20 protein-coding genes are annotated in these 24908 nt (G+C 67.0%); 16 read left to right on the top strand and 4 right to left on the bottom strand.

What is annotated here, in order from left to right; all coding sequences use genetic code 11:
• Window positions 1-37 precede the first annotated feature (37 nt).
• Entirely contained in the window at window positions 38-2833 is a 2796-nt protein-coding gene (gene ppc / locus IPM20_06675) for a phosphoenolpyruvate carboxylase (GenBank protein MBK9131309.1), read from the bottom strand.
• A gap of 80 nt (window positions 2834-2913) precedes the next feature.
• Window positions 2914-4392: a glycogen synthase GlgA gene (glgA, locus tag IPM20_06670; GenBank protein MBK9131308.1), complete on the bottom strand. Its 1479-nt coding sequence runs from the start codon at window positions 4390-4392 to the stop codon at window positions 2914-2916.
• 297 nt (window positions 4393-4689) lie between these two features.
• Between glgA and gnd the strand changes: the two genes are divergently transcribed.
• From gnd to pgi, 3 genes are read left to right on the top strand one after another with little or no spacing between them, the layout of a single operon-like run.
• Window positions 4690-5613: a decarboxylating 6-phosphogluconate dehydrogenase gene (gene gnd / locus IPM20_06665; GenBank protein MBK9131307.1), complete on the top strand. Its 924-nt coding sequence runs from the start codon at window positions 4690-4692 to the stop codon at window positions 5611-5613.
• Window positions 5614-5618: 5 nt separating this feature from the next.
• On the top strand, window positions 5619-7121 hold the full coding sequence (locus IPM20_06660; GenBank protein MBK9131306.1) for a glucose-6-phosphate dehydrogenase: 1503 nt from the start codon (window positions 5619-5621) through the stop codon (window positions 7119-7121).
• A gap of 9 nt (window positions 7122-7130) precedes the next feature.
• A complete protein-coding gene (pgi, locus tag IPM20_06655) occupies window positions 7131-8771 on the top strand; it encodes a glucose-6-phosphate isomerase (protein MBK9131305.1) in 1641 nt (546 codons plus the stop codon).
• Between the two features lie 23 nt (window positions 8772-8794).
• On the opposite strand, the gene can is transcribed toward pgi, so the two are convergent.
• Entirely contained in the window at window positions 8795-9388 is a 594-nt protein-coding gene (gene can, locus IPM20_06650; protein ID MBK9131304.1) for a carbonate dehydratase, read from the bottom strand.
• A gap of 106 nt (window positions 9389-9494) precedes the next feature.
• On the opposite strand from can, the gene truA reads away from it, so the two are divergent.
• From truA to IPM20_06585, 13 genes are all read left to right on the top strand, one after another.
• Window positions 9495-10274: a tRNA pseudouridine(38-40) synthase TruA gene (gene truA, locus IPM20_06645; protein ID MBK9131303.1), complete on the top strand. Its 780-nt coding sequence runs from the start codon at window positions 9495-9497 to the stop codon at window positions 10272-10274.
• A 90-nt stretch (window positions 10275-10364) separates the two neighbouring features.
• Window positions 10365-11015, top strand: coding sequence for a phosphoribosylanthranilate isomerase (locus IPM20_06640; protein ID MBK9131302.1), 651 nt, complete (start codon window positions 10365-10367; stop codon window positions 11013-11015).
• Window positions 11016-11032: 17 nt separating this feature from the next.
• Complete coding sequence (trpB, locus tag IPM20_06635; GenBank protein MBK9131301.1) at window positions 11033-12256, top strand: tryptophan synthase subunit beta; 1224 nt, start codon at window positions 11033-11035, stop codon at window positions 12254-12256.
• On the top strand, window positions 12253-13065 hold the full coding sequence (locus IPM20_06630) for a tryptophan synthase subunit alpha (GenBank protein ID MBK9131300.1): 813 nt from the start codon (window positions 12253-12255) through the stop codon (window positions 13063-13065). Before trpB ends, IPM20_06630 begins: the two co-directional genes overlap by 4 nt.
• Window positions 13066-13118: 53 nt before the next feature.
• A complete protein-coding gene (locus tag IPM20_06625; GenBank protein ID MBK9131299.1) occupies window positions 13119-13979 on the top strand; it encodes an acetyl-CoA carboxylase carboxyltransferase subunit beta in 861 nt (286 codons plus the stop codon).
• Between the two features lie 37 nt (window positions 13980-14016).
• Window positions 14017-15339: a bifunctional tetrahydrofolate synthase/dihydrofolate synthase gene (folC, locus tag IPM20_06620; GenBank protein MBK9131298.1), complete on the top strand. Its 1323-nt coding sequence runs from the start codon at window positions 14017-14019 to the stop codon at window positions 15337-15339.
• Window positions 15336-15872 (top strand): SPOR domain-containing protein, encoded by a 537-nt coding sequence (locus IPM20_06615; protein MBK9131297.1) that lies wholly within the window; start codon window positions 15336-15338, stop codon window positions 15870-15872. Before folC ends, IPM20_06615 begins: the two co-directional genes overlap by 4 nt.
• 23 nt (window positions 15873-15895) lie before the next feature.
• On the top strand, window positions 15896-16420 hold the full coding sequence (locus IPM20_06610) for a CvpA family protein (protein ID MBK9131296.1): 525 nt from the start codon (window positions 15896-15898) through the stop codon (window positions 16418-16420).
• Between the two features lie 3 nt (window positions 16421-16423).
• Entirely contained in the window at window positions 16424-17929 is a 1506-nt protein-coding gene (purF, locus tag IPM20_06605; protein ID MBK9131295.1) for an amidophosphoribosyltransferase, read from the top strand.
• 187 nt (window positions 17930-18116) lie between these two features.
• Window positions 18117-19304: an O-succinylhomoserine sulfhydrylase gene (locus IPM20_06600; GenBank protein MBK9131294.1), complete on the top strand. Its 1188-nt coding sequence runs from the start codon at window positions 18117-18119 to the stop codon at window positions 19302-19304.
• Between the two features lie 64 nt (window positions 19305-19368).
• On the top strand, window positions 19369-20574 hold the full coding sequence (locus IPM20_06595) for a DUF4147 domain-containing protein (GenBank protein ID MBK9131293.1): 1206 nt from the start codon (window positions 19369-19371) through the stop codon (window positions 20572-20574).
• A 211-nt stretch (window positions 20575-20785) separates the two neighbouring features.
• Window positions 20786-21229 (top strand): phosphate ABC transporter substrate-binding protein, encoded by a 444-nt coding sequence (locus tag IPM20_06590; protein ID MBK9131292.1) that lies wholly within the window; start codon window positions 20786-20788, stop codon window positions 21227-21229.
• Between the two features lie 51 nt (window positions 21230-21280).
• A complete protein-coding gene (locus IPM20_06585) occupies window positions 21281-22384 on the top strand; it encodes a hypothetical protein (GenBank protein ID MBK9131291.1) in 1104 nt (367 codons plus the stop codon).
• A gap of 27 nt (window positions 22385-22411) precedes the next feature.
• Here the strand turns inward: IPM20_06585 and ppsA are convergent, their stop codons facing one another.
• Window positions 22412-24805, bottom strand: a complete 2394-nt coding sequence (gene ppsA / locus IPM20_06580; protein ID MBK9131290.1) for a phosphoenolpyruvate synthase — start codon at window positions 24803-24805, stop codon at window positions 22412-22414.
• Window positions 24806-24908: the final 103 nt, after the last annotated feature.

Below are 24908 nucleotides of genomic sequence, written 5' to 3'. Positions count from 1 at the left end.
CCGACAGTCCCGCCGTCCCGCGCGCGTGCGGCGGGTCTCAGCCGGTATTGCGCATGCCGGCCGCGATCGCGTTGATCGAGCGCAGCAGCGGATTGAGCCAGATGTCCCGCTCCTTCGCGCCCAGCTCGGGGTCGCGGCAGCGCTTCAGCAGAGTGATCTGGATGTGGCTGAGCGGGTCGAGATAAGGGTTGCGGCGCGACAGTGACAGCGCCAGCGCCGGGTTTTCCTCGATCAGCTGTTTCGCCTTCGCGACGGCGAGAGTGTGGACGACGGTGCGACGGTATTCCTCGCTGATCATGCCGTAGATCTTCGCCGCCAGCTTGCCGTCGCCGCACAGTTCGGCGTATTCCCCCGCGATCGTCATGTCCGCCTTGAACAGCGACATCTGGGTATTGCTGAGCAGCGCGCGGAAGAACGGCCACTGGCGGTACATCGTGCGCAGCTCCTCGAGGCGCTTGGTATCGTCCTCGCACCATTGCTGCAGCGCGGAGCCGATGCCGTACCAGGCCGGGATCGTGTGGCGCGACTGCGCCCAGCCGAACACCCAGGGGATGGCGCGAATCGAGGATTTGGTGCGATCGGTCTTGCGGCGATGACTGGGACGCGAGCCGATGTTGAGCAGGCCGATCTCGTTGACCGGCGTGGCGTCGTAGAAATAGTCGAGCAGCCCCGGCGTCTCGTCCACCAGCCGGCGGTAGGCGGCTTCGCCGAGGCCGGCGAGCTCGTCCATGATCTGGCTGTGACGGCGGCTGACCTTCTTAACGGGCTGCACCAGGCTCTTGCTCGCCTTGAGCAGGCCGGTCACGCCGACACCGAGTTCGTAGATGGCGGTCTCCTTGTTGCTGTACTTGTAGGAGACCATCTCGCCCTGTTCGGTGAACTTGATACGGCCCTGCACGGTGCCGGGCGGCTGGGACAGGATCGACTCGTGGGTCGGTCCGCCGCCGCGTCCGATGGTGCCGCCGCGGCCGTGGAACAGCCGGCATTCGATGCGGTGCTGGGCGGTGAGCGCGGTGATCTTGATCTGGGCCTGATACAGGGCCCACGAGGAGGCCAGGATGCCACCGTCCTTGCACGAGTCGGAGTAGCCCAGCATGATCTCCTGCACATTGCCCGCCGCCTTCAGCAGCGCCATGTAGGTCGGGCTGTTGAACAGGTCGCGCATCACCGGTTCGATGCGGTTGAGGTCGTCGATGGTCTCGAACAGGGGCGAGACGCTCAGGTGGCAGAACCATGAGCCGTCGTGGTTGCGACCCAGCAGCCGGGCCTGGCGCGCGAGGAACATCACTTCCATGACGTGGCTGGCCGAGTGCGTCATCGAGATCACGTAGCTGCCGAAGGCCTCGGCGCTCACCTCCGTGCGCATGGAGGCCATGACCTCGAACACCTCCAGTGTCTCGCGCGTGGGCGGCGTCAGCGCCCTGTGGTCGACGTGCAGGGGGTCGCGCTCGAGCAGGCGCGACAGCAGTCTGACGCGGCCGCTTTCGTCGAGCTCGCCGTATTCGGTGTCATCGGCGGCCTTCAGCAGCTCGGCGACCGCGTCGGTGTGGCGCGAGGATTCCTGGCGCAGATCGAGCTGGACCAGAAAGAATCCGAAGGTCTCCACCAGACGGATCAGGTCCTTCAGACCGAACTCGGCGATGTTGTGGTCGCCATGGCCGCACAGGGAGTCGCGGATCAGGTACAGGTCGCGCAGCAGCTGGTTCGAGCTGTCGTAGGCCGCGCGCGGCGGGGAGTCGTCCTCTCCCTCGAGCCGGCGCCGCGTGTGGTTCAGCATCTGCTGCAGCCGGTAGCGCATGATGTAAAGCTTGCGCCGGTACGGTTCGTCGCGGAAGCGGTCCGCGTCCTCCAGGGCCGGCTCGGCGTAACGTTCGTCGTCGTCGAGGCTGGCGAGCAGCGCGGTGGACGGCGAGCAGAGCAGCTTCGACTGCGTCAGCTCATGACCGAGCTGGGTCACCCGCGGCAGATATTCCTGGATGGCGGCGATGGCGTGCAGGCGCACGGCGACCGCCGTCACATCCGGGGTCACGTTGGGGTTGCCGTCGCGGTCGCCGCCGACCCAGGAACCGAAGCGGATGAAGCTGGGAAGGGAGATCCCGGCACCGTTTCCGTCCTCATCGCCGTAGACGCGGTCGATGGTCGCTTCCAGTTCCCGGTACATCGCCGGCACCGCCTGGAACAGGCTGTCCTGGAAATAGTAGATGCCGTGACGGATCTCGCCGATCACGTTGGGCTTCTGACCGCGCACCTCGTCGGTCTTCCACAGCGTCTGGATCTCGGCCTCCAGCACGCGGTGCACATCCTCGCGCTCCTCCCGCGACAGTTGCGTGTCGTCGAGCTGCTGGCTGGTCACGAAGATGCGGCGCAGGATCTGCATGATGGTGTGCCGCTTCGCCTCGGTGGGATGCGCGGTGATCACCGGGTTGTAGCTCAGCCGGTCGAGCACGCTCTGGAGCTGGGCGGCGCTGATGCGGTCGCGGCGGAATCCGCGCAGGGCCTCCTCGAAGGAGCCGGTCCACAGCGGTTTCCCGACGCGGCGCTGACGCTGGCGCAGCTGGTGCTGGAACACCTCCTCAGCCAGGTTCACGAGGCTGAAATAGCTGCTGAAGGCGCGTACCACGTGGGTGATGATCTCGGGGTCGAGCCGGCGGATGAGCCGGGTGAGCGCGGCGCGCTTGCGCTGCGACTCCTCCCGGTGCAGCTGGATGTAGCCCTTGCGCAGCGTCTCGACCGCGGTGAACACGCGGCCGCCCGCCTGCGCATGCAGCACCTTGCCGAGCAGATTGCCGAACAGCTTGACGCGCGCGCGCAGCCTCTGGTCGTGCACGGCCATTCTCGCGTCCTTGCGGGTCAGGCGCGCGGCGTGCTTTTCGATGGCGGTCTTGTTCATAAGGCAGGGCGCATTATAGCCGATCAACCGCGCGCTTGCGCGGCGGCGAGTGTCGCGGTGCGCTGATACAACTCCGCGTACTGGTGCGCGCTCTGGCGCCAGCCGAACTCCTGCTGCATGCCGATGTAGGCCAGACGCTTCCAGGCGCGCGGCTGCCGGTAGCAGGCCAGTGCCCGGCCGAGCGCGGCGAGCAGGGCGGCGGGGGTCGGTTCGTCGAAGATGAATCCGGTCGCCGATCCGCGCCGCAGGGTCTCGTCGGTCGCGTCGACCACGGTATTGGCGAGGCCGCCGGTGCGGTGCACCACGGGGACCGTGCCGTAGCGCAGGCTGTAGATCTGGTTGAGACCGCAGGGTTCGTAGCGGGACGGCATCAGGAAGATGTCCGCGCCCGCCTCGATCTGGTGCGCGAGCGCCTCGCTGTAGCCGTAGTGGGCCGCCACCCGGCCGGGATGGGAGGCGACCGCCAGGCGCAAGCGCTCTTCGAGCTGCCGGTCGCCGCTGCCGAGCACGACCAGTTGCACCGGCTGGCGCAGGAGTTGGGGCAGGGCCGCGAGCATGAGGTCGAAGCCTTTCTGTTCGGCCAGCCGGCCGATCATGCCGACGAGCGGCACCGTGTCGTCGACCGCCAGCCCGAAATGCTGTTGCAGGGCGGCCTTGTTGACCGGCTTCTTGTGCAGGCTGAAGGCGTTATATCTCTGCGGGATCAGCGGGTCCTTGGCCGGATTCCATTCCTTGTAGTCGGCCCCGTTGAGGATGCCGACGAGGCGGTCGGAACGGTGCTGCAGCAGGTTCTCGAGTCCGCAGCCGAATTCCGGCGTGCAGATCTCCTGCGCGTATTGTGGGCTTACCGTGCTGATCATGTCGGCGTAGGCGATACCGCCCTTGATGAAGGAGATCTGGCCGTAGAATTCCAGCCCATGCATCGACCACAGCTCGGGCGGCAGTCCCAGCCGATGGAAGGTCGCGGCCGGAAACAGCCCCTGATAGGCGAGGTTGTGGATCGTGAACAGCGTGGCGGGGCGCGCCGGGTGACGCGTCAACAGGGCGACGGCGAGCCCGCCCTGCCAGTCGTTGCAGTGCACCAGCTCGGGGCGCCAGGACAGGCCGACCCGGTCGAGGGCGACGGCTTCCGCCGCGCGGGCGAACACCGTGAAGCGTTCGGCGTTGTCCGGCCAGTCGCGGCCGTCGGGACCGAGATAGGGGCCGCCGTCGCGGTCGAAGTGGGCTGGCGAATGGACCAGCCAGATCCTGATGGAGGTGCCCGGCAGATGGGTCTCGAGCAGGCGCACCGGCTCACCGGCCGGGGGGCACGGGAACACGGCGATCTCCTGGGTCGGGCCGACGGAGGCCAGCACGCTGCGATAGGCGGGGAGCAGGATGCGGATGTCGCGCCGCAACGCCTTGATCGCCTTCGGCAGGCTGGCCGAGACATCCGCCAGGCCGCCGGTCTTGATCAGGGGGTGGATCTCGCTGGTGACGAACAGGATCTTATTGACGCTCATGACCGAATGGTGGGAGGATTTCCGCCTTCGAATGATGGTTTGTCGTGATTGACGACGGCCCGTTCACCGGCCGTATTCCGCCTCGATGTCGCCCGCTTAATAAAATACGGGGCGAGTCGATATCTCCAGGGACGGTTTATCTTTTCCCTGCATCGCAGGTACCATACGGACACATTGCCGGACATGACCGGAGGCGACAGGGCGTTGTGAATCCAGGGTCAGTTATCCCATATATCAATTTAGAGTTCAATTCTCGCCGCGGTTAACCGCGGCGACCATTATAGAGGAAGCCGGACGATGAAACTTGGCATCATTGGGCTGGGCAAGATGGGTGGCAACATGGTGCGCCGCTTGCGTCGGGCCGATTTCGAGGTGGTCGGTTACAGCCCGAGTGAGGAAGAACGGCAGGCGCTGGTGGACGAGGTCGGCATGATCGGCGCGCCCAACATCGGCGGCCTGGTCAAGCGGCTCGATTCGCCCTGCGTCGTCTGGGTCATGGTGCCGAGCGGCGACGCCACCGAAAAGACCATGAAGGAGCTGGAGCGGCGCCTCTCGTCCGGCGACATCGTGATCGACGGCGGCAATTCCAGCTACAAGGACACCCAGCGCCGCGGCGCCATGCTGGCCCAGTCCGGCATCGGACTGGTCGACGTCGGGACCTCGGGCGGGGTGTGGGGGCTGGACAACGGCTACTGTCTGATGGCCGGCGGCGAGAAGGTCCACGTCAAGGTGATCGAGCCGATCCTCAAGGCGCTCGCGCCCGCCCCGGACCGGGGCTGGGCCCATGTCGGTCCGCGCGGCGCGGGGCATTTTACCAAGATGATCCACAACGGCGTCGAGTACGGCATGATGCAGGCCTATGCGGAAGGCTTCGCCCTGCTGCGCGGCAAGAAGGAATTCTCGCTCGACCTGGCGCAGATCTCCGAGCTCTGGCGCCACAGCTCCGTCGTGCGCAGCTGGCTGCTCGATCTCTCCGCCACTGCCCTGGCCAGCGATCAAAGTTTCGATTCCATCGCGCCGGTGGTGGCCGATTCCGGCGAGGGGCGCTGGACGGTGATGGAAGCGATCAGCCAGGGCGTGCCGGCGCCGGTGATCAGCCTGGCGCTGCACATGCGCTTCGCGAGCCAGCACGGTGGCGATTACGTCAACAAGATGATCTCCGTGATGCGCAATGCCTTCGGCGGCCATGCGATCACCACGCGGGACAAGGACGGAAACTGATCCCCATGGATCCGTGCACGCTCGTCATCTTCGGCGCGACCGGCAATCTCACGCGCATCAAGCTCGTTCCGGCGCTGTTCTCGCTCGAGGTCGAGGGGCGGTTGCCGGAGAAGCTGACGATCGTCGCCTTCGCGCGCCGCGAGTGGAACAACGAGCGCTGGATCGACGAGGTCGCGACGATGCTCGCGGAGAAGTATCCGCATGGGTACGACCAGTCCGCCTTCGACCGTTTCCGCGCCCGGCTGCACTACGCGCAGGGAAATTTCGACGACGCGCAGGCGTATGCCAGCCTCGGCGAGAAGCTCGCCAACTATGGACTGTTCTCTCCCAACGTGGTCTTTTACATGGCGATACCGCCGGCCGATTTCGGCCCGGCGATAGAACACCTGAGCGCAGTCGGATTGCTCAAGCAGAGCGCCGGCTGGCGCCGCGTGGTGATCGAGAAACCCTTCGGCTACGACCTGCTGAGCGCGCAGGCGCTGCAGCAGGGGATCGCGCGTCACCTGAACGAGAAACAGATCTTCCGCATCGATCATTATCTCGGCAAGGGCACGGTGCAGAACATCCTGGTGTTCCGTTTCGCCAACCTGCTGCTGGAGCCGTTGTGGAATCGCGACTATGTCGACCACGTGCAGATCACGCACTCGGAGACGCGCGGCATCGAGGGTCGGGCCGGCTACTATGAGGGTGCCGGCGCATTGCGCGACATGCTGCAGAGCCATCTGATGCAGCTGCTCGCGCTGGTGGCGATGGAGCCGCCGGCAATGATGGACGCCGAATCGCTGCGCGACGAAAAGGTCAAGGTGCTGAAGTCGATCCGGCCGATCACCCAGAACGCGGTGCACGCGCACGCCTTTCGCGGCCAGTACGCGCAGGGGACCTCCAACGGCAAGGCGGTGCCGGGTTACCTGGAGGAGGAGGGCGTCGATCGCTCCAGCATCACCGAGACCTATGCCGCGCTCAAGCTCTACGTCGACAACTGGCGTTGGCGCGGCGTGCCGTTTTACCTGCGCACCGGCAAGCGCATGGCCGAGGCGAGTTCCGCTATCACGATCCGTTTCAAGGAGCCGCCGCACCATCTGTTTCGCAACACCCGACTGGAGCGCATCAATCCGAACTGGCTGCTGATGGGTATCCAGCCGAACGAGTGTCTGAAGATGGAGATCCAGGTGAAGGTGCACGGCCTGGAGATGCGCACGCGCACCATCAGCCTGGACGCCAGCTACCGTTCCAAGGACGACAAGGAGGCGGATGCCTACGAGGAACTGCTGCTCGACACCATGAAGGGCGACCACTCCCTGTTCCTGCGCTACGACGAGGTCGAGTGGGCCTGGCGCGTGGTCGATCCGATACTCAAGGTGTGGTCCATGGAGCGCGACTTCATCAACACCTACGCCGCCGGCACCTGGGGGCCGCGCGGCACCTACCGGCTGTTCGACCGCGATGACCAGTTCTGGCGCCATAAGCTCTCCCTGGATGGAAGTGACGTCAGCTCCGAGGCCTATTAGGATCTATTCATGTCAGGATTGACGCAGTCTGCCGCCTGGCGCGCCCTTGAGGCGCATTACGGTCAGGTCAGGGACCTGCACATGCGCGAGCTGTTCCAGGCCGATCCGCGGCGATTCGAGGCCTTCTCGCTCCGGCTCGGCGACTTCCTGGTCGATTACTCGAAAAACCGCGTCACCGGCGAGACCATGCGTCTGCTCACCGAGCTGGCGCGGCAGGCCGGCCTGCCGGAACAGATCGGACGCATGTTCGGCGGCGAGAAGATCAACTTCACGGAGAATCGCGCAGTGCTGCACACGGCCCTGCGCAACCGTTCCGGCCGCCCCGTTCTCGTCGACGGCGTCGACGTCATGCCGAGGATACACGCGGTTCAGTCGAGGATGCGCACCTTCAGCAACGCCGTGCGCAACGGCGACTGGAAGGGCTATACCGGGAAGAAGATCACCGACGTCGTCAATATCGGCATCGGCGGCTCCGACCTCGGGCCGGCGATGGTGGTACGCGCGCTCAAACCCTACGTCCGCACCGGCCTGCGCGTGCACTTCGTCTCCAATGTCGACGGCACGCACATCATCGAGACGCTGAAACAGAAACCGCCGGAACAGACGCTGTTCATCATTTCATCGAAGACCTTCACCACCCAGGAGACGCTCGCCAACGCGCGCACCGCGCGCGACTGGTTCGTGCAGTCGAGCGGCGACGAGGGCGCCATCGCCAAGCACTTCGTGGCGCTGTCGACCAACGCCCGCGAGGTCGCCGCCTTCGGCATCGACACCGCCAACATGTTCGAGTTCTGGGACTGGGTCGGCGGGCGCTATTCGCTGTGGAGCGCGATCGGGCTGTCCATCGCGATCGCGATCGGCATGGACAACTTCGAGCTGTTGCTGGAAGGCGCCCATGCCATGGACGAGCATTACCGCACGGCGCCGCTGGAGCGCAACATTCCCGCGGTTCTCGGCCTGCTCGGCGTCTGGTACAACAATTTCTTCGGCGTCCGCAGTCACGCGATTCTGCCCTATGACCAGTATCTGGAGCGGCTGCCGGCCTATCTGCAGCAGGCCGACATGGAGAGCAACGGGAAGCATGTCGACCGCGGCGGCGCGACGGTCGATTACGCCACCGGTCCGGTCATCTGGGGTGAGCCGGGGACCAACGGCCAGCACGCGTTCTATCAGCTGATCCACCAGGGCACCGCGCTGGTGCCGGCGGATTTCATCGCCCCCGCGCGTTCGCACAACCCGGTCGGCGCGCACCACAGCATCCTGCTGTCGAACTTCTTCGCCCAGACCGAGGCGCTGATGCGCGGCAAGACGGCGGACGAGGTGCGTGCCGAGCTGGAGGCGGCGGGCATCCGCGGCGAGGCGGCCGAACGCCTGATTCCGCACAAGGTGTTCGAGGGCAACCGCCCGACCAATTCGATCCTGTTTCGCAGCCTAACGCCGTACACGCTGGGCATGCTGCTGGCGCTGTACGAGCACAAGATCTTCACCCAGGGCGTGATCTGGAATATCAACTCCTTCGATCAGTGGGGCGTGGAGCTCGGCAAGCAGCTCGCCTCGTCGATCCTGCCGGAACTCGGCGGCACGGCACCCGTGCAGACCCACGATGCCTCGACCCGCGGGCTGATCAACCACTACAAGTCGCTGAAGTAGCCCCGCGGAGCGTTTCCGGGAGGTCAGGGGAAGCGCACCTCGAGGTCCTTGAGGATGCCGTCCGCGATGTCGTAGATCAGGCCGTGTATGCTCAGGGGCTGGCCGCGTTGCAGCGCCTGCTGGACGATGGTCGTGCGGTAGACCTTCTTCGCCTGTTCCATCACGTTGAGTTCGCACATCTGGGCGAGCCGCCGCGCGGCGTCCGTCTCCGCGTCGATGCGCTCGCGGTGCAGTTCGTAGATCTCGCGCACGTTGTGGATCCAGTTGTCGATCAGGCCGTGCGCCTTGTCCTCCAGCGCCGCCCTGACCCCGCCGCAGCCGTAGTGCCCGCACACGATGATATGTTTAACGCCCAGCACGTCCACCGCGTACTGCAGGACCGAAAGGCAATTGATGTCGGTGTGGATTACAATATTGGCCACGTTGCGGTGGACGAACAGCTCGCCCGGCGGCAGCCCGACGATCTCGTTGGCGGGCACGCGGCTGTCGGAGCAGCCGATCCACAGGTACTCGGGCGACTGCTGTTCGGTCAGCTGCCTGAAGAAATCGGGATCGACGCGCGTCATGCGCTGCGCCCAGCGTCGGTTGTTGTCGAACAGGTTATGCAATGGGTGCATGGCGTTCCGTGCTCCGGCTTTGATGAACGATGATTATAGAGAATGACAGGAGGCCGCGCCTCCCCGCCGCGTTTCCCGCCGCCGGCTGCCCCGGAAGCTTCCGCTGATGCGCGTCGCGCTGGGCATAGAGTACGCGGGGACGCATTTCTGCGGCTGGCAGTTGCAGCAGGATGTGCGCACCGTGCAGGCCTGCATCGAGGCGGCGCTTTCCCGCGTGGCCGATCATCCGGTGCGCGTGGCCTGCGCCGGACGCACCGACACGGGCGTGCACGCGCTGGGGCAGGTCGCGCATTTCGATACCACGGCGCGGCGCCGCGACCGCTCCTGGGTGTTCGGCGCCAACACCCATCTGCCGCCGGATGTCAGCGTACGCTGGGCGCGGCCGGTGGCGGACGATTTCCACGCGCGCTTCTCGGCCGTGCGGCGCCATTACCGCTATGTGATCCACAACACCCCCGTGCGGCCGGCACTGCCGGCGGACGCGGTCGCGTGGGAATATCGCGCGCTCGACGCCGCCCGGATGGGCGCGGCGGCCGTCCACCTGGTCGGCCGTCACGATTTCTCCTCCTATCGCGCCTATGCCTGCCAGGCCAGGAGCCCGGTACGCACCGTGCAGCGCCTGGAGGTGCAGCGGCGCGGCGAATTCGTCGTCATCGACATCGTGGCCGACGCCTTTCTGCACCACATGGTGCGCAACATCGCCGGCGTGCTGATGGCGATCGGCGCCGGTGAACGGGACACGGACTGGTCGCGCGAGGTGCTGGAGCACCGCGATCGCCGTCTGGGCGGGGTGAACGCCGTGCCCGGCGGGCTCTATTTCGTGGGTGTCGAATATCCCGAGGCGTACGGCATCCCGTATGAGCCGGGCCGGCCCGGGGTGTGGTGAGATCATGCCCCTCCGTCGAAGGATTCTTCAGTGGATCAGGGAATTGTCTTTCCCCTTTCATCTTTTCTCGAGTATCTTGTAGTCGACCTTATGCGCACACGTGTTAAGATCTGCGGCATTACCCGGACCGAGGACGCGGCGGCCGCCGCGGCGCTCGGCGCCGACGCCATCGGGCTGGTGTTCTATGCAGGCAGCCCGCGCCATGTGGAGATCGCCCGCGCGGCCGAGATCGCGGCCGGCCTGCCGCTATTCGTCCAGGCCGTGGGCCTGTTCGTCGACGCCGCCGCCGCGGAGATCGCGGCCGTGCTCGCACGGGTGCGCGTCGACATCCTGCAATTCCACGGCGATGAACCCCCGGCGGATTGCCGCCGTTTCGGCTTGCCCTACATCAAGGCGGTGCGCATGCGGCCGGGCATCGATGTGCGGGCGGAGGCGGAGCGCTATCACGACGCCCGTGCGCTGCTGCTCGATGCCTATCGCCCCGGGGTGGCGGGAGGAACCGGGACGACGTTTGCGTGGGGCGAGGTGCCCGCGCGACCCGGCGCGCACATCCTGCTGGCCGGAGGACTGACGGCGGAGAACGTGACGGAGGCGATTCGCGCCGTGCGGCCCTACGGCGTGGACGTGAGCGGCGGCGTCGAGGCGGCGAAGGGAGTTAAGGACGCGGCGCGGATGGCCGCCTTCTTCGCGGCGGTGCGGCGCGTCGACGCGGAGACCGGCGACCGCGAGACTGGTCAATAATCCTGAGGTGGAGAGTCGTGGCAAAAACGGTTGAGACAAAGCCTGACTGGAACAGCCTGCCGGACGCGGCAGGGCATTTCGGTCCCTATGGCGGACGTTTCGTGGCGGAGACCCTGATGGCCCCGCTGGAGGAACTGCGCCAGGCCTACGAGCATTACCTCAAGGATCCCGAATTCCTCGCCGAGTTCGACCGCGATCTGCAGTACTACGTGGGCCGGCCGTCGCCGCTCTACCACGCCGAACGCTGGAGTCGCGAGCTGGGCGGCGCCCAGATCTATCTCAAGCGCGAGGATCTGAATCACACCGGCGCGCACAAGATCAACAACACCATCGGACAGGCGCTGCTCGCGCGCCGCATGGGCAAGAAGCGCGTCATCGCGGAGACCGGCGCCGGCCAGCACGGCGTGGCCAGCGCGACGGTGGCGGCGCGCTTCGGCATGGAGTGCGTGGTCTACATGGGCGCCGAGGACATCAAGCGGCAGTCGATCAACGTCTACCGCATGCGCCTGCTCGGCGCCGAGGTGGTCCCGGTCGAATCGGGCTCGCGCACGCTGAAGGACGCGCTGAACGAGGCCATGCGCGACTGGGTCACCAACATCGACTCCACCTTCTACATCATCGGCACCGTGGCCGGCCCGCATCCGTATCCGGCCATGGTGCGCGACTTCCAGTCCGTGATCGGGCGCGAGGCGCGCGCGCAGTGTCTCGCGCAGACGGGGCGCCTGCCGGACGCGTTGGTGGCCTGCGTCGGCGGCGGCTCGAACGCGATCGGCTTGTTTCATCCATTCCTGGACGACGGCGCGGTCGCGATCTACGGCGTCGAGGCCGCCGGCGACGGCATTCGCACCGGGCATCACGCGGCGCCGCTGTGCGCCGGCCGTCCGGGCGTCCTGCACGGCAACCGCACCTATCTGATGATGGACGACGACGGCCAGATCATCGAGACCCATTCGATCTCGGCCGGCCTGGACTATCCCGGCGTCGGCCCCGAGCACGCCTGGCTGAAGGACAGCGGGCGGGCGAATTACGTCTCCATCACCGATGGCGAGGCGCTGGACGCCTTCCATGCGCTGACGCGGATCGAAGGCATCATCCCGGCGCTGGAATCCAGCCACGCGCTGGCCTACGCGGCCCGCCTGGCGCCGACCCTGGGGAAGGACCGCACTATCGTTGTCAGCCTGTCCGGCCGCGGCGACAAGGACATCCATACGGTCGCGGCGCGCGAGGGGATCAAGGTATGAGCCGGCTCGCGGAGTGTTTCAAACGGCTGCGCGGCGCCGGGAAGAAGGCCCTGATTCCCTATGTGACCGCGGGCGATCCCGCGCCCGAATTGACCGTGCCGCTGATGCACGCGATGAAGGCGGCCGGCGCCGACGTCATCGAGCTGGGCGTGCCGTTCTCCGATCCGATGGCGGACGGGCCGGTGATCCAGCGCGCCAGCGAACGCGCGCTCGCCCATCATGTCAGCCTGCACCGTGTGCTGGAGATGGTGCGCGAGTTCCGGCGCGACGACGCCGCGACGCCGGTGGTGCTGATGGGCTACCTGAATCCGGTCGAGGCCATGGGTTACGCCGCCTTCGCGCGGGCCGCGGCGGAGGCCGGAGTCGACGGCGTGCTGACCGTGGATCTGCCGCCGGAAGAGGCCGGGGATCTGCTCGGGGCGCTCGCCGGGCAGGAGCTGGATCCGATCTTCCTGATCGCGCCGACCAGCACGCCGGAGCGGCTGCGCGCAATCAGTGCGTCGGCCCGGGGTTTCCTCTATTATGTGTCGCTGAAAGGGGTTACCGGGGCGGCCAATCTGGATGTGGCCTCGGTCCGGGCCAAGGTGGCGGAGATCCGCGCCTGCACGGAGCTGCCGATTGGCGTGGGCTTCGGCATCCGGGATGCGGCCTCGGCCGCGGCCGTCGCCGCGGTGGCCGATGCCGTGGTGGTCGGCAGCGCGCTGGTCAGGATCATCGAGGATGCCGGCGCGGATACCGCGAACATCGGCGCCGTCATCGGCGAGCGCCTGGCCGGGATGCGGCGGGCGATCGACGCGGCGGGCCGCTGACGGGCGGCCGGGATGGAACACGACAAGCAATCGGGGATGGGTCGCGCTGAACGATGAACTGGTTTGAGAAACTGCTGCCCACCAAGATCCGCACCGAAGGCGGACGCAAGAAATCCATCCCCGAGGGCCTGTGGACCAAGTGCAATTCCTGCAGCCAGATCCTCTATCGCGCCGAGCTCGAGCGCAGCTACGGGGTCTGCCCGAAGTGCGGTTTCCATGAGCGCATCGGCGCGCGCGCGCGCCTCGACATGTTCCTCGATCCCGACCCGCGCGTCGAGATCGGCGCCGAGATCGAACCGCTGGATTTCCTGCGCTTCCGCGATTCCAAGAAATACCGCGACCGTCTGATCCAGGCGCAGAAGGCGACCGGCGAGAAGGACGCGCTGATCGTCATGATGGGCAAGGTGAAGGGGCTGCCGCTGGTTTCCGCCGCCTTCGAGTTCAGCTTCATGGGCGGCTCCATGGGGTCGGTGGTGGGCGAGCGCTTCGTGCGCGGCGCCAACATCTGTCTCGAGCGCGGCATCCCGCTGGTGTGCTTCTCGGCCAGCGGCGGCGCGCGCATGCAGGAAGCGTTGGTGTCGCTGATGCAGATGGCGAAGACCAGCGCGGTGCTGGCCAAGATGAACGCCAAGGGCATCCCGTTCATCTCCGTCATGACCGACCCCACCATGGGCGGCGTGTCGGCCAGTCTCGCCATGCTCGGTGACATCAACGCCGCCGAGCCCAATGCGCTGATCGGCTTCGCCGGACCGCGCGTGATCGAGCAGACCGTGCGCGAGAAGCTTCCGGAGGGTTTCCAGCGCAGTGAATTCCTGCTCGAGCACGGGGCGATCGACCTGATCATCGACCGGCGCAACATGCGCGACAAGATCCACAGCCTGCTCGCGATGATGACCAAGCGCCCGCCGGCGTGATCCCGTCGCGCGCCGTCCGCGCTACCCCCTGAAACCCATGCGCTTCGACACCCTCGACGCCTGGCTCGCCTGGCTGGAAGGCCTCCATCCGCGCAGCATCGAACTCGGACTGGAGCGCGTGCGCCGCGTCGCCGCGGCGCTCGGATTCGACGCCGCGTTGCCCTGTCCCGTGGTGACGGTGGCGGGGACCAATGGCAAGGGTTCCAGCGTCGCGCTGCTCGAGGCCATTCTCTCGGCCGCGGGATATCGCGTCGCCACCTATACCTCGCCCCATCTGCTGCGTTACAACGAGCGCGTGCGTGTCGGCGGCCGGGAGGCGGGCGACGCGGAATTGTGCGCGGCCTTCGAGCGCGTGGACCGCGCGCGCGGCGACGTCAGCCTGACCTATTTCGAATTCGGCACGCTGGCGGCGCTCGATCATTTCACGCGTGCCCGGCCCGATGTCGCCGTGCTCGAGGTGGGCATGGGCGGGCGCCTCGACGCGGTCAATCTGGTGGATCCCGACGTGGCGCTGGTGACCGGTATCGCCATCGACCATGTGGACTGGCTCGGTCCCGACCGCGAGGCCATCGGCGCGGAGAAGGCGGGGATCTTCCGGTGCGGCCGTCCCGCGGTCTGCGGCGACCCCGACCCGCCGCGCTCCCTGGTCGCCGCGGCCGCCGCCGTGGGGGCCGGCTTGCATCGAATCGGGCGGGATTTCGGCTATGAGGCGGCCGCCGGCGCGGGCGGCGCCTGGTCGTGGTGGGGCGGGGGGATCCGGCGGGAAGCCCTCCCGGCGCCCGCCCTGGCGGGCGGATTCCAGTACCGCAATGCTGCGGGGGCGCTGATGGCGCTGCGCCTGCTCGAGGACCGGCTGGACGTGGGGCGCGCCGCCCTGGAAGAAGGCCTGCGGTCGGTTTCCCTGGCCGGGCGCTTTCAATGTCTGCTCGTGGACGGGGTGCCGTGCATCCTGGACGTCGCCCACAATCTGGAGGGCGCGCAGGCGCTGGCGCGCACGCTGGCGGAGCGGCCGGTTCCGGGGCGCACGCTCGCGGTGGCGGCCATCCTCGGCGACAAGGACATCGACGGTATGATATCGTCCCTGGCCGGCATGGTGGACGCCTGGTACCTGGGCGCGCTGACGGTGGAGCGGGCGGCGCCGGTCGAGCGCCTGCGCGCGGGGATCCTCCTCCATGCGCCGGAGGCGGGCGTCAGCGTCTGCGCGGACCCGCCGGCCGCGGTGCGGGCCGCCCGGTCCGCGGCTCGGTCCGGAGACCGGATCGTGGTCTTCGGTTCGTTCTATACCGTCGGCGCGGTCATGCGCGCGCTGGGCGGCGGTGTCATCGACGCATCCTCTGAGCTAGAATCTGCACGGTCATGAAGGAATACAGACAGCAGGAAGGCCAGCGGCCGAATCTCCAGCACCGCCTGGTGGGCGCCCTGGTGCTCATCGCGCTGGCGGTGATCGTGGTCCCGCTGGTGCTCGATTTCGACGCCGGACAGCTCCATCTGTCCGCGCGGGACAATATCCCGGAACAGCCGCGCGATTTCCGCATCGAGGAGGTGCCGCTGGTCGCGCCGGGGGGCGCCGTCGCCCCGGTCGATGCGGAGCCCGTCGCCCCGGCGGCGCCCGCGGAGCCGGTTGCGGGCCGGCCTGCCGTGTGGGTGGTCCAGGTGGGCAGCTTTTCCAGCGAGGACAATGCCCGCGCGCTGCGCGACCAGTTGCGCGCCAAGGGCTACAAGGCGGTGTTCATCGACCGGGAGGTAATCGACGGCAAGCCGGTGCTGCGCGTGCGCATCGGTCCCGAGATGGAGCGCGCCCGCAGCGATCAGGTGCGCGAGAAAGTGGCCCGGGAGATGAAGCTGCAGGCCGTGGTGGTCAGTTATGACGGGCGCGGCACGCGCACCGAATAGTGGTAGAATAAGGCCTCGCCTGGATGACGTGGCTTGATATAGTCATCATCGTCGTGATCGCGCTGTCGACATTGCTGAGCCTGTTCCGCGGCGTCGTAAAAGAGGTCATTTCACTGGCGGTATGGGTATTGTCTTTCTGGCTGGCCTTTCACTATTCGTATCCGGCCTCCAGGCTGTTGGAGGGAGCGGTCCCTTATGAAAGCGTACGGATCGGTACGGCATTCCTGCTCATTTTCCTCGTCGTCCTGCTCACCGGCATGCTGCTCGCCAGTCTCGTATCGCGGCTGGTGCGCGCGGGAGGGCTGGGCTTCGCCGATCGCGCCCTCGGGGCGCTGTTCGGCGCGCTGCGCGGCGTCGTGGTGGCGGCCGTGCTGGTGATGGTGGCGGCGCTGACGCCGCTGGCGCAGGACGCGGCCTGGCAGCAGTCGCGGCTGATCGGTTATTTCACCATCCTGTCGGACTGGGCGTGGGATGGCTTGGGCGGCGCCGCGAACGGGATCGTGCAATCGATTCCGCGGGCCGCGGGCGAATTCGCGGACGGAGGGTAGGCAATGTGCGGCATTATCGGCGCGGTGCGCCGCAGCAATACCAATCAGTCGCTGTATGACGGGCTCACGGTGTTGCAGCACCGCGGACAGGACGCGGCGGGCATCATGACCTGCGAAGGCACCAAGTTCTACCTGCGCAAGGACAACGGGCTGGTGCGCGACGTGTTCGACACCTCGCACATGATCAACCTGCGCGGCAACTGCGGCATCGGCCATGTGCGCTATCCGACCGCCGGCTGCACGCTGCCGTCCGAGGCGCAGCCGTTCTACGTCAACTCGCCCTACGGCATCGCGCTGGCCCACAACGGCAACCTGATCAACGCGGAGAAGCTCAAGCAGGACCTGTTCCGCGAGGACAAGCGCCACATCAATACCGAATCCGACTCCGAGGTGCTGCTCAACGTGTTCGCCCACGAGCTGCAGAAGAGCGGCAAGATGCACATCGACGAGAACGATATCTTCGACGCCGTCGCCGGGGTGCACCGGCGCTGCCGCGGCGGCTACGCCGCGATCGCCATGATCACCGGCTACGGCGTCGTCGGTTTCCGCGACCCCTACGGCATCCGCCCGATCGTGTTCGGCAAGCGCGAGACCGACCAGGGCACCGAGTACATGATCGCCTCCGAGAGCGTCGCGCTCGACGTGCTCGACTTCGAGCTGGTGCGCGACATCGCGCCGGGCGAGGCGGTGTTCATCTCCATGGACGGCGCGCTCTATTCGCGCCAGTGCGCGGACAATCCGCAGCATTCGCCCTGCATCTTCGAGTATGTCTATCTCGCCCGCCCGGATTCGGTGATCGACGACATCTACGTGTACAAGGCGCGGCTGCGCATGGGCGAGAAGCTCGCCGCGAAGATCAAGCGGGATTTCCCCGGCCATCACATCGACGTCGTGATCCCGATCCCCGACACCAGCCGCACCGCCGCGCTGGCGCTCGCCCACGAGCTCGGCGTCAATTACCGCGAGGGTTTCGTCAAGAACCGCTACATCGGGCGCACCTTCATCATGCCGGGCCAGCAGATGCGCAAGAAATCCGTGCGCCAGAAGCTGAACGCCATCGACCTCGAGTTCAAGGACAAGAGCGTACTGCTGGTGGACGACTCCATCGTGCGCGGCACGACCTCCGACGAGATCATCCGCATGGCGCGCGACGCCGGCGCGAAGAAGGTCTATTTCGCCTCCGCCGCCCCGCCGGTGCGCTATCCCAACGTCTACGGCATCGACATGCCGGCCGCGCACGAGCTGATCGCGCACAACCGCAGCGAGGAGGAGGTGGCGCGCCGGATCGGCGCGGACGCCGTCTTCTACCAGGACCTGAGCGATCTGATCAAGGCGGTGGGCAAGGGCAATACGCGCATCAAGCGCTTCGACACCTCGTGTTTCAACGGCGAGTACGTCACCGGCGACGTCACCGCGGATTACCTGCTGGCGCTCGAGCGCCAGCGTAGCGACGAGAACAAGATCCGGCGCGGCAAGGAAGCCGGCGGCAGCAGCATGCTGAGCCTGTAAGCGCGGCACCGCGGCTTGACAAGCCGCGGTGCGTTTTCTACCCTTTGCGCATGCGCCGATTTGATCTTCAGCTTGCGGGCGCGTAATAAATGCGGCTAAAGCGGAATACCTGCTTTGGCGCGCGCCGTTGCGGGTTTTTTCGTTTATGGGCCATGGCAAATGGCCGCGTGTTGCCGGGAGGCGTGCGATGACGGATGAGTTCGACGAATACGGGTTCTCGACCCGCGGTGTCCGCGCCGGGGTGCGGCGCACCGAGCAGGGCGAGCAATCGGAGCCGATCTTCACGACCTCCAGCTTCGTGTTCGGCAGCGCCGAGCAGGCGGCGGCGCGGTTCTCCGGCGCGGAGCCCGGCAATGTGTATTCGCGCTTCACCAATCCCACCGTCAATGCCTTCGAGCGCCGGCTGGCGGCGCTCGAAGGCGGCGAGCGTTGCGTGGCGACCTCATCCGGCATGGCGGCGATACTCACCGCCTGCCTCGGCCTGCTCAAGGCAGGCGACCATGTGGTGTGCGCGCACGGGGTGTTCGGCAATACCGCGCTGCTGTTCGGCACCTACCTCGGGCGTTTCGGCATCGAGACGAGCTTCGTCCCCCTGACCGACCTGGCGGCGTGGGAGTCCGCGCTGCGGCCGAACACCCGCCTGCTGTTCGTCGAGACGCCGGCCAATCCGCTGGCGCAGATCGCCGATATCGCCGCGCTCGCCGCGCTGGCGCACCGCCACGGCTGCCTGCTGGCGGTCGACAACACCGTCTGCACCGCGGCGCTGCAGCGCCCGCTGGCGCTGGGCGCCGACATCGTCGTGCTGTCGGCGACCAAGTACATCGACGGCCAGGGGCGCTGTGTCGGCGGCGCCGTCGTCGGCAGCGAGGCGCTGGTCGGCAAGGACGTCTACGGCGCGTTGCGCACGACGGGCGCGTGCCTCAGCCCGTTCAATGCCTGGGTGTTCCTCAAGGGACTGGAGACGCTGGCCGTGCGCATGCAGGCGCACAGCGCCGGCGCGCAGCGTCTGGCTGAGTGGCTCGGAGGGCAGTCCGCCGTGCGGCGGGTGTACTACGCCGGCCTGCCGGAACATCCGCAGCGCGAGCTGGCGCGGCGCCAGCAGAGCGGTTTCGGCGGACTGCTGGCCTTCGAGCTGGCGGGCGGCCGCGCCGAGGCCTGGCGTTTCATCAATGCGGTAAAGCTGATCTCCGTCACCGCCAACCTCGGCGACACGAAGTCCTCGATCACGCATCCCGCGACCACTACCCACGGACGCCTGACGGCGGAGGCGCGCGAGTCCGCCGGCATCCGCGAAGGGCTGGTGCGCATCGCGGTCGGCCTGGAGGACGTCGACGACCTCATGACCGACCTGAAGCGCGGATTCGCCGCCCTTTAGGGAAGCGAAGGTCCCGCGCGGACAGGCCCAGGTGAACCGCGACGCCCGCGCCGATCTGCTGGACATCTATCGTCATGCGGTCGCCGCGGTGAACGGCCGCGACCGGGTGCGCGCGCAACTGGCCGGCTGGAAGCCGGGCGCGCGGGTGCGCGTGATCGCCGTCGGCAAGGCGGCGGGCCCGATGGCGCTCGGCGCCTGCGACGCGCTCGGCGCGGCGGCCGAGTCGGTGCTGGTCATCACCAAGTACGAACATGCCGCGACGGGATTCCCCGCCGGCCTGCCGGTCACGCTCATCGAGGCCGGTCATCCGCTGCCCGACGCCAACAGCCTGCGCGCGGGGGATCAACTGCGCGAATTCATCGCGCGCGCCCCAGCGCCGTCGAGTTTTCTGTTCCTGATCTCGGGCGGCGCCTCCGCGCTGGTGGAGGCGCCGCCCGCGCCGCTCCAGCTCGCCGATCTGCGCCGCGCGCACGACTGGCTGCTCGGGTGCGGCTGGGACATCGCCGCGATCAATCGCGTGCGCACGCGGCTCTCGCTCATCAAGGGCGGCAGGCTGGCGGCGCTTCTCGGCGGCGTGCGCACGCTGCAATTGCTGATCTCCGACGTGCCCGGCGACGATCCCGCCGTGATTGGCTCCGGCCTGTTGACCCCCGTCGCCGCGGCCGGGGCGACGGGACGGGAGCCGCCGGCGTGGCTGGCGGAGTTCGCCGCTCACGCGCCCGCACCGCCCGCCGCCGGCGCGCCGTGTTTCCGCGCCATCGAGACACGTCTCATCGCCACCTCGCACGATGCGCGCCAGGCCGCCGCGGCGCGCGCGGGGGCCCTGGGGTATCGCGTGCGACTGCATCCGGACCTGATTACCGGCGAGGCGGAGCCGGCGGGCCGGCGCCTGGCGCGTCGGCTGCGCGAAGAGGACCCGTTGTTGCACATCTGGTCGGGGGAGACCGTGGTGACGCTGCCCGAGGCGCCGGGGCGTGGCGGGCGCTGCCAGCAACTCGCGCTGGCCGCGGCAACGGAACTCGCCGGCCTGTCCGGGCGCATCCTGCTCGCGGCCGGGACCGACGGGGGGGACGGTCCCGGGTCGGCGGCGGGAGCGGTGGTCGACGGCGCGACCGTGGCGCGGGGACGCGCACTGGGCCTAGATCCGCTGGAGTGTCTGCGGCGTGCGGACGCCGGCACCTTTCTCGCGGCCAGCGGCGACCTGATAAACACCGGCGCAAGCGGCACCAACGTGATGGACCTGCTGCTGGCCGGCAGCGTCGCGGGCTGAACGGATAAGGCATACGAAACGCCGCATCGTCCTATCCGCCGTCGCGCTTGCTTTTTACCGGGAGATCATGTTTAAAGCATGCCATACACCATCCGATATCGGATGGGCGAGGAGAGGCGGCGCGCGCCGCCGTGCCAATGCCGGGCGAGTCCCGACCGGCGGGCAGGGAACCGGCGCGCGGTGGCCTGTCCGGCGTCTGCGAGGAGAGAGGATGCCACGAACTCAGGTCAGTATGGCGGGATGCCTGGTGGGCATGGTGCTGTCTTTCGCGATGCTGTCGGCCATGGCCGAAGCCGCCGTGGTGGTGATCGGCAGCCCCGACATCGAGGTGCCGTCGCTCAGCGACAAGACCGTGCGCAATCTCTACCTGGGCAAGACCGTGCAGCTCGACAACGGCGTCCGCGTCGAGGTGATCGACCTGCCGAGCGGCAACTCGGTGCGCGACGAGTTCTACGAGAAGGTGGTCGGAAAGGATACCACCCAGGTCAAGGCCTACTGGGCCAAGCGCATCTTCACCGGCAAGGGCTCGCCGCCGGACACGAAGCTGGATGAGCGCGCGGTGATCAAATGGGTCAGCGAGGCGCCGGGCCGGATCGGTTACGTCAGTCCGGAGGCGGTGAACGACACGGTCAGGGTGCTGTTGCGCAGGGACTGATCTCACCCGGCGCGCGACGGGGTTGCATTGCCGAGTACAGGGGGGACGAACATGGTCAAGAGCAGGCGGACATTCGGGGCGATGGCGGTGTGCGCGGTCGCGCTCATGTGCGGCGGCACCTCCGCCCGGGCGCTCGACCTCGGTGTCTTCGGCGATCTCAGCTACATCGCCAGCGACGTGCCTGACGACGAGGCGAATTTCCGCATCGGCAGTCTCGACTTCTATGCCGCGCAATACATCGACGACAAGACCAAGGCGCTGTTCGAGCTGCAATTCCAGACCTTCTCCGGCACGTTCGAATATGAGATCCAGCGTTACTGGATCATGCGCGAGTTCTCCGACAGCCTCCGCGTCGGCATCGGCAGGTTCCATACCCCGCTCGGGTACTGGAGTCGCCACTTTCACCACGGCATCCTGTTGCAGGACACGGTCTCGCGGCCGTTCATTCTGAGCTTTGAGGGCTCGATCAACGCCATCATGCCGATGCATATGATCGGCCTGCTGGCCGAGGGCGACTGGGCAAACGGATTTCATTACGAAACGGGTATCGCCAACAGCAACACCATCGACACGGCGGAGGCCTCGCGGCTGGAGGTCCCGATCCGGGACGACTACAGTCCCGAGAAGTCCTTCTTCGGCCGCCTCAGTTTTGTCAGGCCCGAGATCCCGGTCATGCCGGGGATCTTCGTCATGCGCAACAACGTGGTCGAATCCGCCACGACCGGCGGCCTGCTCGCGCGCGGCGAGGATCTGGTGCGGCAATCCCTCATCGGTATCGATCTGCGCTACGAGTACGAGAAGTTTTCCCTGCTCACCGAGGCTTCCCACCTCAGGAACGAGGCCCAACCCGGTGTGGGTGATGGCAAGAGCCATGATTCCCTGGCCTATTTCGCCCAGTTCGGCTATCAGCTGACCAGTCAGTGGAAGGCCACCTACCGGCATGAGGCGCTGGACTTCGACGCCGACGACGCCTACTACATGGATCCGCAGCTGCTGGGAAGGGGCGGGATCGGGACCGAGGTGCGCGATGTGTTCTGCCTGCGTTACGACTTCAGCGAGTCCAACGCCCTGATGCTGGAAGTGAGCCTGCGTAATCCCGAACTCGTCCCCAATACCACCACCACGATCCTGAGCTGGGCGCTGGTGCTGTTCTAGTCGCGCCGGCCGTGCCGGCGCGACGGCTCAGCCCTTGCCCGCTTCCATCTCCAGCACCACCCGCGTCATCGGGATGACGCTGTCCGGGTTGAGCGAGATCGAGTCGATGCCGCGCTCGACCAGCCAGCGCGTCAGTTCCGGGTAGTCCGAGGGCGCCTGGCCGCAGATGCCGACGTATTTCCCGTGGCGGTGACAGGCCTCGATCGCCATCTCCATCAGTTTCAGCACCGCGGGATCGCGTTCGTCGAAGCCGGTCACGATGCCGGAGTCGCGGTCCACGCCCAGGGTCAGCTGGGTCAGGTCGTTGGAGCCGATCGAGAAGCCGTCGAAATGGCGCAGGAATTCGTCGGCGAGCAGCGGATTGGACGGAATCTCGCACATCATGTAGACCTTGAGGCCGTTATCCCCGCGCCGCAGCCCGTGCCGCTCCAGCAACGCGAGCACGTCCGCGCCCTCGCGCACGGTGCGCACGAAGGGCACCATCAGCGCCACGTTGTCCAGTCCCATCGTCTCGCGCACCGCCTTCATCGCCGCGCATTCCAGTTCGAAACAGGGGGCGAACCGGTCCGAATGGTAGCGCCCGGCGCCGCGGTAGCCGATCATCGGGTTTTCCTCCTCCGGCTCGAAGGACCCGCCGCCGATCAGCGAGGCGTATTCGTTTGACTTGAAGTCGCTCAGGCGCACGATCACCGGCCGGGGGTAGAACGCCGCCGCGATGGCGCCGACGCCCTCGGCCAGGCGTTCGATGTAGAACGTCCGGCGATCCGGATAGCCGGCCACGATGGCGTCGATGCGGTGGCGGGTCTCCTCGTCCAGGGAATCGTATTCGAGCAGCGCGCGCGGGTGGATGCGGATGCTGTTGTTGATGATGAATTCGAGCCGCGCCAGGCCGACGCCGTCGTTCGGCAGGCGCGAGCTGTCGAAGGCCTGTTCCGGGTTGCCGACATTGAGCATGATCTTGGTGCGCGGGCGCCGGTCCGCCTCGAGGTCGACGCGCTCGGTCTCATATTCCAGCCGTCCGGCGTAGACGTAGCCGGTGTCGCCCTCGCTGCACGACACGGTGATTTCCTGTCCGGTCCCGATCAGCTGGGTCGCCTCGCCGCAGCCGACCACGGCCGGGATGCCGAGTTCGCGCGCGACGATGGCGGCATGGCAGGTACGGCCGCCGCGGTTGGTGACGATGGCGGCCGCGATCTTCATGACGGGTTCCCAGTCCGGGTCGGTGATGTCCGTGACCAGCACCTCGCCGGGCTGCAGTTCGCTCATTTGCGCGGCCTCGAAAATCACGCGCGCGCGTCCGGAGGCGATCTTCTTGCCCACGCTCTTACCGGTGACCACCACCTCGCCGCGCGACTTGAGCCGGTAGGTCTCATGGAAACGCGTGTCGGACAGCGCCTGCACCGTTTCCGGCCGCGCCTGCACGATGAAGAGTTCACCGGTGCGTCCGTCCTTGGCCCACTCGATGTCCATGGGCATGGGGCGGCCGGCCTTGGCCGAGTAGTGCCGTTCGATCACGACGGCGTCGCGCGCCAGTTGCAGCACCTCGTCGTCGGTCAGGGCGAAGGACTCGCGCCCCTCCTTCTGCACGCGCACGTTGCGCGTCGAGATGCCGGCGGCGGTATCGCTGGTGTAGATCATCTTGATCGCCTTGTCGCCCAACTGGCGCTTGATGATCGGGCGCTTGCCCCGTTCCAGCATCGGCTTGTAGACGTGGAATTCATCGGGATTGACCTTGCCCTGGACCACGTTCTCGCCGAGGCCGTAGGCGGCGGTGATGAACACCACGTCGGGGAAACCGGTTTCGGTGTCGATGGTGAAGATTACCCCCGAGGCGCCGAGGTCGGAACGCACCATCTTCTGCACGCCGATGGAGAGCGCGATGTCGCGGTGGGAGAAGCCCTTGTCGACACGGTAGGAGATCGCGCGGTCGGTGAACAGCGAGCCGAACACCTGCCGGCAGGTGGTGAGCAGATGGGGCAGGCCGCGGATGTTCAGGTAGGTATCCTGCTGGCCGGCGAAGGAGGCATTGGGCAGGTCCTCCGCGGTGGCGGAACTGCGCACCGCGACGTCCGGGTTGGCGCCGTATTCCGCGCCGAGCTGTTGATAGGCCTGCGCGATCTCGCCGGCCAGTTCATCCGGGATGTCGCTGTACATGATCCATTCGCGGATGATGGCGCCGGTATAGGCCAGCGCCTTGACGTCATGGGTGTCGAGCTTGTCGAGGGCCTCGTCGATCTTCTGGTTCAGCCGGTTGTGCTCGATGAACAGGCGGTAGCCGTCCGCGGTGATGGCGAAACCGTCCGGGACCTTGACCCCGTGCGGGGAAAGGGCGTTGTACATCTCGCCCAGCGAGGCATTCTTGCCGCCGACCAGCGGCACGTCTTCGATGTGCAGTTCGGAGAAGCGGCGAATGTAGCGCATGCGATTTACCCCTAAGGTCGAGATGAGTGATGGGCAATGGGTGATTGGCGGGAGCCGGGCAGGGCGGAAGATGGCGGTATCACGGAGGCTTGCTGATCTGTCC

The organism is Gammaproteobacteria bacterium, assembly GCA_016716465.1.
GTDB lineage: Bacteria > Pseudomonadota > Gammaproteobacteria > SZUA-140 > SZUA-140 > JADJWH01.
The sequence above is the reverse complement of the archived record's forward strand: the minus strand, read 5'-3'. Positions and strand labels throughout refer to the sequence as shown.

Bases quoted from the DNA above. Each gene is read 5' to 3' on its own strand.
- truA (MBK9131303.1), top strand. From the start codon at position 9,495: ATGCGCGTCGCGCTGGGCATAGAGTACGCGGGGACGCATTTCTGCGGC.
- pgi (MBK9131305.1), top strand. From the start codon at position 7,131: ATGTCAGGATTGACGCAGTCTGCCGCCTGGCGCGCCCTTGAGGCGCAT.
- IPM20_06615 (MBK9131297.1), top strand. From the start codon at position 15,336: ATGAAGGAATACAGACAGCAGGAAGGCCAGCGGCCGAATCTCCAGCAC.
- IPM20_06590 (MBK9131292.1), top strand. From the start codon at position 20,786: ATGCCACGAACTCAGGTCAGTATGGCGGGATGCCTGGTGGGCATGGTG.
- IPM20_06610 (MBK9131296.1), top strand. From the start codon at position 15,896: ATGACGTGGCTTGATATAGTCATCATCGTCGTGATCGCGCTGTCGACA.
- glgA (MBK9131308.1), bottom strand. From the start codon at position 4,392: ATGAGCGTCAATAAGATCCTGTTCGTCACCAGCGAGATCCACCCCCTG.
- IPM20_06600 (MBK9131294.1), top strand. From the start codon at position 18,117: ATGACGGATGAGTTCGACGAATACGGGTTCTCGACCCGCGGTGTCCGC.
- ppsA (MBK9131290.1), bottom strand. From the start codon at position 24,805: ATGCGCTACATTCGCCGCTTCTCCGAACTGCACATCGAAGACGTGCCG.
- folC (MBK9131298.1), top strand. From the start codon at position 14,017: ATGCGCTTCGACACCCTCGACGCCTGGCTCGCCTGGCTGGAAGGCCTC.
- IPM20_06630 (MBK9131300.1), top strand. From the start codon at position 12,253: ATGAGCCGGCTCGCGGAGTGTTTCAAACGGCTGCGCGGCGCCGGGAAG.
- IPM20_06640 (MBK9131302.1), top strand. From the start codon at position 10,365: ATGCGCACACGTGTTAAGATCTGCGGCATTACCCGGACCGAGGACGCG.
- ppc (MBK9131309.1), bottom strand. From the start codon at position 2,833: ATGGCCGTGCACGACCAGAGGCTGCGCGCGCGCGTCAAGCTGTTCGGC.
- IPM20_06585 (MBK9131291.1), top strand. From the start codon at position 21,281: ATGGTCAAGAGCAGGCGGACATTCGGGGCGATGGCGGTGTGCGCGGTC.
- IPM20_06625 (MBK9131299.1), top strand. From the start codon at position 13,119: ATGAACTGGTTTGAGAAACTGCTGCCCACCAAGATCCGCACCGAAGGC.
- gnd (MBK9131307.1), top strand. From the start codon at position 4,690: ATGAAACTTGGCATCATTGGGCTGGGCAAGATGGGTGGCAACATGGTG.
- purF (MBK9131295.1), top strand. From the start codon at position 16,424: ATGTGCGGCATTATCGGCGCGGTGCGCCGCAGCAATACCAATCAGTCG.
- can (MBK9131304.1), bottom strand. From the start codon at position 9,388: ATGCACCCATTGCATAACCTGTTCGACAACAACCGACGCTGGGCGCAG.
- IPM20_06660 (MBK9131306.1), top strand. From the start codon at position 5,619: ATGGATCCGTGCACGCTCGTCATCTTCGGCGCGACCGGCAATCTCACG.